Annotated in this window: 7 protein-coding genes, 1 rRNA gene and 1 pseudogene; all 9 read left to right on the top strand. The window is 62.5% G+C overall.

Features of this window, described 5'->3' with window-relative positions:
* Window positions 1-174: pseudogene (locus tag RMN95_RS08040) on the top strand (acetylglutamate kinase); the annotation flags it as partial.
* Entirely contained in the window at window positions 171-1,340 is a 1,170-nt protein-coding gene (locus RMN95_RS08035) for an acetylornithine transaminase (protein WP_309616415.1), read from the top strand. The pseudogene RMN95_RS08040 and the gene RMN95_RS08035, both read left to right, overlap by 4 nt.
* A gap of 2 nt (window positions 1,341-1,342) precedes the next feature.
* Window positions 1,343-2,269 carry an ornithine carbamoyltransferase gene (gene argF / locus RMN95_RS08030; protein ID WP_309616414.1) on the top strand — a complete coding sequence of 309 codons (927 nt, stop codon included), beginning with the start codon at window positions 1,343-1,345 and terminating at the stop codon, window positions 2,267-2,269.
* A 152-nt stretch (window positions 2,270-2,421) separates the two neighbouring features.
* A complete protein-coding gene (locus tag RMN95_RS08025; RefSeq protein WP_309616413.1) occupies window positions 2,422-3,627 on the top strand; it encodes an argininosuccinate synthase in 1,206 nt (401 codons plus the stop codon).
* On the top strand, window positions 3,570-5,060 hold the full coding sequence (argH, locus tag RMN95_RS08020) for an argininosuccinate lyase (protein WP_397545268.1): 1,491 nt from the start codon (window positions 3,570-3,572) through the stop codon (window positions 5,058-5,060). The genes RMN95_RS08025 and argH overlap by 58 nt, the downstream gene beginning before the upstream one ends.
* Window positions 5,057-5,200 (top strand): hypothetical protein, encoded by a 144-nt coding sequence (locus tag RMN95_RS08015; protein WP_309616411.1) that lies wholly within the window; start codon window positions 5,057-5,059, stop codon window positions 5,198-5,200. The genes argH and RMN95_RS08015 overlap by 4 nt, the downstream gene beginning before the upstream one ends.
* Before the next feature lie 15 nt (window positions 5,201-5,215).
* Window positions 5,216-5,812, top strand: coding sequence for a DNA-3-methyladenine glycosylase (locus tag RMN95_RS08010; protein ID WP_309616416.1), 597 nt, complete (start codon window positions 5,216-5,218; stop codon window positions 5,810-5,812).
* Between the two features lie 89 nt (window positions 5,813-5,901).
* Entirely contained in the window at window positions 5,902-7,209 is a 1,308-nt protein-coding gene (tyrS, locus tag RMN95_RS08005; RefSeq protein WP_309616410.1) for a tyrosine--tRNA ligase, read from the top strand.
* Between the two features lie 658 nt (window positions 7,210-7,867).
* A 16S ribosomal RNA gene (locus tag RMN95_RS08000) occupies window positions 7,868-8,231 on the top strand; the annotation flags it as partial.

Genomic DNA, 8,231 nt, shown 5'->3' with positions numbered 1-8,231 from the left:
ACTCAACTGCTGCCGGGCCTTGAGTCGGGGATGATCCCCAAGATGACAGCGTGTCTCGACGCGGTCACGGGGGGAGTTCCCAAGGCGGCGATCATCGATGGTCGCGCGAAACATTCCATCCTGCTCGAGGTCTTCACCCAGAGCGGGATTGGCACGGAGGTGGTACCGGCATGACCTGGCAGCGCGAATATTCAGAGCGGATGATGAAATCTGCAGCCCTGCCGAGCGTCGAGTTGGTGCGCGGTGAAGGCTGCTACGTCTGGGACTCCGAGGGCAGAAAGTACCTCGACTTCCTGGCCGGAATTGCGGTGAACTCGCTCGGCCACGCCCATCCGGTGCTGGTAGAGGCGGTGAGTCGGCAAATCGCAACACTGGCGCACGTGTCCAATTACTTCGCCACGCCACCGCAGCTTCAACTCGCCGAACGCCTACGCCGGTTGACGGGTGCCGGCGAGCACGGGCGCGTCTACTTTGGAAATTCAGGAGCCGAGGCCATCGAGGCCGCGATCAAGCTCGCCAGGCGCACCGGGAGGCCTCGCATCCTGAGTTTGCGCAATAGTTTTCACGGTCGCACCATGGGTGCGCTGTCGTTGACGGGTAAGCCCGCGCTGCGCGAAGCCTTCGAGCCATTGCTGCCTAACGTCTCGCATATTGACTCCACGATCGAGGCTCTCGAGATGGCGATGGGTCCGGATGTCGCGGCGCTCGTCGTCGAACCGATCAAGGGTGAGGCAGGAGTCATCGACCTGCCAGCCGGCTATCTCGTCGCCGCACGTGAGATCACGGCTCGCCATGGAGCACTGCTCATCATCGACGAAATCCAGACCGGCGCCGGCCGCACGGGTCGTTGGTTCGGCTTCCAGCACGACGACATCATTCCCGACGCGGTAGTGCTCGCGAAGGGTATTGGCGGGGGTGTGCCGATCGGCGCCCTCGTGACCTTTGGCGCGGCGTCCGATTTACTTATCGCGGGGCAGCATGGCAGCACGTTCGGGGGAAATCCGCTGGTCACCGCCGCCGCCGACGCGGTGCTGGCTGAGATCGAGAGGGCCGGCCTTGTCGAGAATGCGGCCCGTCGCGGCGCCGACATCAGCGCGGCTCTCGTCGGCCTGCCGCTCGTCGAGGAGATCCGCGGTGCTGGCCTGCTCATCGGCGTGGGACTCTCCGCGCCGGTCGGCCCGACGGTCGTGGCTGAGGCTGCACGGCTCGGCCTCATCGTGAACGCGCCCACCGACGTCAGCATTCGTTTGGCCCCGCCGCTCATCATCGGCGATACCGAGGTAGCAGAGTTCATAGAGAAATTCACAGCAGCGCTGAACGCCAGCGCACCGAAAGGATAACCGTGACGCGCCATTTCCTCCGCGACGACGATGTGACCCAGGCCGAGCAGACCGCCATCCTGGATCTCGCCGAGCAAATCAAGGCGGACCGCTGGGGTCGCACGCCTCTCGCAGGCCCCCAGACCGTCGCGGTGATTTTTGATAAGTCGTCGACCCGCACACGGGTGTCGTTTGCGGTCGGCGTCGCCGATCTCGGTGGAGTTCCGCTGATCATCTCGACGGCGAACAGCCAGCTTGGCGGCAAAGAGAGCCCATCAGACACCGCGCGAGTGCTCGAGCGCCAGGTGGCTGCGATCGTGTGGCGCACCTATGCGCAGTCCGGCCTTGTTGATATGGCGGCCGATACCATCGTTCCCGTGATCAATGCGCTCAGCGATGAATTCCACCCCTGCCAGCTGCTAGCCGATCTCCTGACCATCCGCGAGCACAAGGGCCACCTCGCTGGCCTGACCGTCACGTTCCTCGGCGACGGGGCCGACAACATGGTGCACTCGTACCTGCTTGCCGGTGCCACGGCAGGAATGCATGTGCGCGTGGCGTGCCCTGTCGACTACCTGCCCGACGAGCGGATCGTGACTGATGCCGACGCTATTGCGGTGCAGACCGGCGGATCGGTATCGATCTACACCGACCCGCTCGAGGCGGTCGCCGGTGCGGATGTCATAGTCACTGACACCTGGGTGTCGATGGGCAAGGAGGAGGAGAAGGCCGCGCGCGTGGCATCCCTCAGCGCGTATAAGGTCGACGCCGACATGATGGCCCTCGCGAAGCCGGACGCGATTTTCTTGCACTGCCTCCCTGCCGATCGGGGTTATGAGGTGACATCGGAGGTCATCGATGGCCCCCAGAGCGTCATCTGGGACGAGGCCGAAAACCGGCTGCACGCCCAGAAGGCGCTCATGGTGTGGCTTCTGGAGCACTCCGGGTGATCTCGACCACGCAGTGCCGCATTCCTGTGAAGGCATTTTCCCGGCGCAGGCCCGCGTGGGCGGGTGCTGACGGCAGCCGCTCGCGGCGCGGCCAGACTTGTGCCCGCCGATAGGCTTGATCCCGCAACCCACCAGAGAAAGAGCCCAGAATCATGACAGAACGCGTCGTCCTCGCCTATTCCGGTGGCCTCGACACCTCGGTGGGAATTGGGTGGTTGAAGGATGCCACGGGCAAGGAGGTCGTCGCCCTTGCGGTCGATGTCGGCCAGGGTGGCGAAGACATGAATGACATCCGCCAGCGCGCGCTCGACTGCGGCGCCGTGGAGTCGATCGTCGTCGACGCGAAGGACGAATTCGCCGATGACTTTCTGATGCCGGCCCTCAAGGCCAACGCCTTGTACCAAAAGCGCTACCCCCTGGTTTCGGCGCTTAGTCGGCCGGTCATCGCGAAGCATCTCGCGATCACGGCGAAGAAGCTCGGCGCAGACAGCGTGGCTCATGGATGCACCGGCAAGGGTAACGACCAGGTGCGGTTCGAGGCGGCGGTGGCTGCTCTCGCGCCCGAGCTCACGAGCATCGCTCCCGTACGCGACCTCGCACTCACCCGGGACAAGGCAATCATCTACGCCGAGCAGCACAACCTGCCGATCCGTCAGTCGGCGGCGAATCCATATTCGATCGATAAGAACGTATGGGGTCGCGCGGTCGAAACCGGCTTCCTCGAAGACCCCTGGAACGCCCCGATCGAAGACCTGTATGAGTACACGCAAGACCCATCGATCGCGCGCGACGCCGACGAGGTCATCATCACCTTCGACTCCGGCATCCCGGTCGCTCTTGACGGAGAGCAGTTGAGCGCGCTCGAGATCATCGAGAGGCTGAACGCGCTCGCCGGCAAGCATGGCGTCGGCCGCATCGACGTTGTCGAAGACCGCCTCGTGGGCATCAAGAGCCGGGAAGTGTACGAAGCGCCCGGCGCCATGGCCCTCATCGAGGCGCACGAAGCCCTCGAGGCTCTCACGCTGGAGCGGGACCTCGGTCGCTATAAGCGCGGTGTCGAAGCCGAGTGGTCGAACCTTGTCTATGACGGGCTCTGGTTTTCGGGTCTCAAGCGATCGCTCGACGTCTTCATCGACGACACCCAGAAGTACGTGAGCGGCGACATCCGGTTGAAGTTGCAGGGCGGCCGCGCCACGGTCACCGGCCAGAAGAGCGAGCAGAGCCTGTACGACTTCAGCCTCGCCACCTATGACACCGGCGATACCTTCGACCAGTCACTCTCCAAGGGCTTCATCGAGATATGGTCACTCCCGTCGAAGATCAGCGCGCGCCGCGACCTGCGGAGCGACGCGGTGTGAGCGTGTCCACGTCGAGTCAGGGCGCCACGGGCGAGGGCTCGCTCTGGGGAGCGCGCTTTTCGACCGGTCCTTCCCCAGAGTTAGTGGCACTGAGCCGGTCGACTCATTTTGACTGGCAGTTGGCCCCATACGATCTCGCGGGGTCCCGGGCTCATGCCGCGGCGCTCGCCGCCGCGGGTTACCTGACAAAAACCGAGCTCGACATGATGGTGGATGCGCTCGGCACGCTGGAGGCGCAACTTTCCGAGGGCGGCCTCACACCTCGTGAATCCGAGGAAGACGTGCACGCGACCCTCGAGCGTGGGTTGATTGACATCCTGGGCCCCGCGCTCGGTGGCAAGCTCCGTGCCGGTCGCAGCAGGAACGACCAGATCGCAACCCTCATCCGGCTGTACCTGCTTAATCATGCCACTGTGATCGCTACTCTGGTGGTCGACCTCATTGACGCCATCGCCGCGCAGGCTGAACGTCACGAATTGGCGATCATGCCGGGGCGCACGCACCTGCAGCATGCGCAACCCGTGTTGCTCGCACATCACCTGTTGGCGCATGCCTGGCCACTGGTGCGCACTCTCGAGCGCGTGCGCGACTGGAGGGTGCGGGCATCCACCTCGCCCTATGGCGCAGGGGCGCTCGCAGGCTCTAGCCTCGGGCTCGACCCTGCGCTTGTTGCGGCCCGGCTCGGACTGAGCCGACCGACCGAGAATTCAATCGATGCGACATCCAGTAGGGATGTCGTGGCTGAGTTCGCCTTTATTGCCGCGCAGTTGGGCATAGATCTGTCCCGGTTTGCCGAAGAAATCATCCTCTGGAACACCCGCGAATTTGGATTTCTCACCCTGGATGACGGCTATTCAACGGGATCGTCGATCATGCCCCAGAAGAAGAATCCAGATATCGCGGAGCTCGCCCGCGGCAAGTCCGGGCGCCTTATCGGCAATCTCGCCGGCTTGCTCGCCACTCTCAAGGGCCTTCCGCTCGCCTATAACCGCGATCTGCAGGAAGACAAAGAACCTGTCTTCGATTCGGTCGAAACGCTTGAAGTGTTGCTTCCCGCATTCACCGGGATGGTCTCGACACTGACTTTTCATACGAAGCGGATGGCGCAACTTGCCCCCCAGGGTTTTTCACTCGCCACCGACGTTGCCGACTGGCTCGTGCGTCGCCACGTTCCCTTCAGGGAGGCCCACGAAATCAGCGGATCGCTCGTGCGGTGGTGCGAGGAGCAGTCGCTGGAACTTCATGAACCCAGCGACGAGCAGTACGCAGCGATTTCACCTCACCTGACTGCGGCGCTTCGTGATGTGCTCACCGTCGAGGGCTCGGTCGCAAGCCGCAACGGCGTTGGCGGCACGGCGCCCGAGAGGGTTGCTGAGCAGCGGGCCGAATTAACCGCCCGAGTTCGAGCCCTGGCGACAAGGGGCACAGTGTGACGACAGGCAATGACCAGGATCCGGGGTGGTGGCGTCGCGGAATGACGCGGCGCGGAGTCACGATCGTGGTGGTTGTCTGCGTTGTCCTGATCGCCGCGGCTTTCGTGGTGGTGTCGCTCAACGGCATCCCGCTCTTCTGAGCCGGGAGTCGATCAATTCTTGACCGGGACTTCCTCGCTAGTCCAGCCATCGAGGTAGCGCCAGCACTGCTCGGTGCGCTGCTTCGCGTGGATGAGGTGACGGTGCGGATCACCGAGGTCGAGGCCTACCTGGGTGAGACAGATCCGGGCTCTCACGCCTATCGAGGGCCGGGCAGGCGCAACGCCGTGATGTTTGGGCCGCCGGGACACCTTTACACGTACTTCACCTATGGCATGCACGTGTGCGCCAATGTCGTCTGCTCACCGCTGGGCGTGGCGTCCGCCGTGCTGCTGCGCGGCGCCGAGGTTGTGGAAGGGCTCGACGTCGCAAGGGTCAGACGCGCGACCAGCCGATCAGATGAAGACCTCGCCCGCGGCCCTGCACGATTGTGTGTGGCGCTCGGGATCTCGCTCGTCGACGGCGGCGCCGACCTCGACGGCAACCGCGTCCGGCTCATTCTGCCCACCCATAGCGCCGCGTTCGAGACCGGACCGCGCACGGGCGTCTCGGGACCCGGCGGCTCATCCGAGTATCCTTGGCGGTTCTGGATGCCCGGCGAACCGTCAGTCTCCCCGTACCGGCCCGCCACCGCACGAAAACGGGGCCCTTGATCATCGCGGTCGTATCGGCGGCCCGCGTGTACCCGCCTTGGTTCTCCGACCCCGCTCCCGGCGAATGAACCTCCGGTACGGTGGGACTCGTGGCAGAACTCGAAGGGCAGTCCCTGGCGGCCCAACACAATGATCCGTCGTTTCCCGATGTATGGGACGAGATCAATTGGCGTGGCCTTGTGCACGTCTCCACCAACGCCGATGAGCTCAAACGGCTGCTTGCCGGCCCGCCGGTCACCTACTACTGCGGTTTCGACCCGACGGCCCCGAGTCTCCACCTGGGCAATCTTGTGCAATTGCTGTTGATGCGACGGCTTCAGCTAGCGGGCCATCGGCCTCTGGGCCTGGTCGGCGGTTCGACAGGCCTGATCGGGGATCCGCGCCCGACGGCAGAGCGAACCCTCAATGACGTGGCGACCGTCAACGAATGGGTGGGCTACCTGCAGGCGCAGGTCTCGAGATTCCTTAGCTTCGAGGGCGCGAACCCGGTGCGACTGGTGAACAATCTGGACTGGACAGCGCCGATGAGCGCGATCGACTTCCTGCGGGACGTGGGCAAGTTTTTCAGGGTAGGCACCATGCTGAAGAAGGATGCTGTGAGCGCGCGACTCAACAGCGATGCTGGAATCAGCTACACAGAATTTAGCTACCAGATCCTGCAGGGCATGGACTTCCTCGAGCTGTACCGAACATACGGTTGTGTGTTGCAGACCGGGGGTAGCGACCAGTGGGGCAATCTGACCAGTGGCACCGACCTGATCCATAAGTCGGAAGGCGCCAGTGCGCACGCGATCGGCACACCGCTGATAACGAACTCCGACGGTACGAAGTTCGGCAAAAGCGAGGGAAATGCCGTGTGGCTCGATCCGGCGATGACCAGCCCGTACGCGTTCTATCAGTTTTGGCTCAACACCGACGACTCGGACGTTATCGAGCGGCTCAGGATCTTCACTTTTCTGCCCAGGTCAGAGATCGAGGCCCTGGAAGCGAGCGTTGCGGCGGAACCGTTCCGGCGCGAGGCGCAAACGGTGCTCGCGCTACAGGTGACGAGCCTGGTGCATGGCGCCTCGGCGACGCAGGCGGCCGTTGCTGCGGCTGGTGCCCTGTTCGGGCGGGGGGACCTGGCCGAGTTGGATGCTACGACTCTTGAGGCCGCACTCCGTGAGTTGCCTAACACGACCACTCCGGCGTGGACCACTGTCGCGCAGTTGCTGGTCGACACCGGCCTCAGCCCGAGTCTGGGCGCGGCCCGTCGGTCGGTGGGGGAGGGCGGTGTCTATCTGAATAACGAGCGGGTTGATGATGACGCGGCAACCGTAGGTGTCGCGATGTTGCATGGGCGGATGGCCGTATTGCGTAGGGGAAAGAAGACCCTGGCGGGAGTGTTCGTCGAATAGCAGTGGAGCGCGTTGACCGGAGACACGCCCGGGATGTGGTGAAATTTGCCAGCCCCCGAGGGTCAACGTAAAGTAATCACTTGTCACCCCAAAGGTGCGGACAAGCCCGGTGCGGATCAAACCCACAGCTTGCCGGCCTCAAGAGGGACGAACTTCTAAGTCACACAGTCAGTTTTGCGGCGAATTCTCGTTGCAGTTCCTGGCTTCAGATCTTAGAATGAAAGCCCATCTCGTCATCTGGTGGAACCGGCTCAGCGCGCTTTTCTGCTCGCAGGAGTTGATTTGACAAGCACTGCGAAGGTGGTAGGTTAGACAAGTTGCCCAAGCGAAAGCGAAGGGTAGCACACAAAGGCAAATGCCCAGCAGCGACACCGCAAAGTCGAGTTGCCGGAGCGTCCGATCCTTGAGAACTCAACAGCGTGCACAATGTCAAATGCCAAAAACCCGTGGTGTTATTTATCGTCAGATCCTTCCGGATCTGAACGTGAGTAGCATCCGGATTCCTTTGGAAAAGATATAAACAACAAAGCAAGTCAGTATTGATTTGTTCTGTCAGTTTCAAACTTGCAGGGTTCTAGCCCATTCCGGTTAGTCCCTGCGCTAGATGTGCCTCGACAAACTTTAGATTCGTCTTTAGCCAGTCTTGTGCAATCAAACATTTATGGAGAGTTTGATCCTGGCTCAGGATGAACGCTGGCGGCGTGCTTAACACATGCAAGTCGAACGGTGAAAGAGGAGCTTGCTCCTCTGAATCAGTGGCGAACGGGTGAGTAACACGTGAGTAACCTGCCCCAGACTCTGGGATAAGCACTGGAAACGGTGTCTAATACCGGATACGAGCTTCAGCCGCATGGCTAGGAGCTGGAAAGAATTTCGGTCTGGGATGGACTCGCGGCCTATCAGCTAGTTGGTGAGGTAATGGCCCACCAAGGCGACGACGGGTAGCCGGCCTGAGAGGGTGACCGGCCACACTGGGACTGAGACACGGCCCAGACTCCTACGGGAGGCAGCAGTGGGGAATA

Source organism: Salinibacterium sp., assembly GCF_031364185.1.
In the GTDB taxonomy this organism is placed as follows: domain Bacteria; phylum Actinomycetota; class Actinomycetes; order Actinomycetales; family Microbacteriaceae; genus Rhodoglobus.
This window is presented reverse-complemented; position numbering and strand designations above follow the sequence as displayed.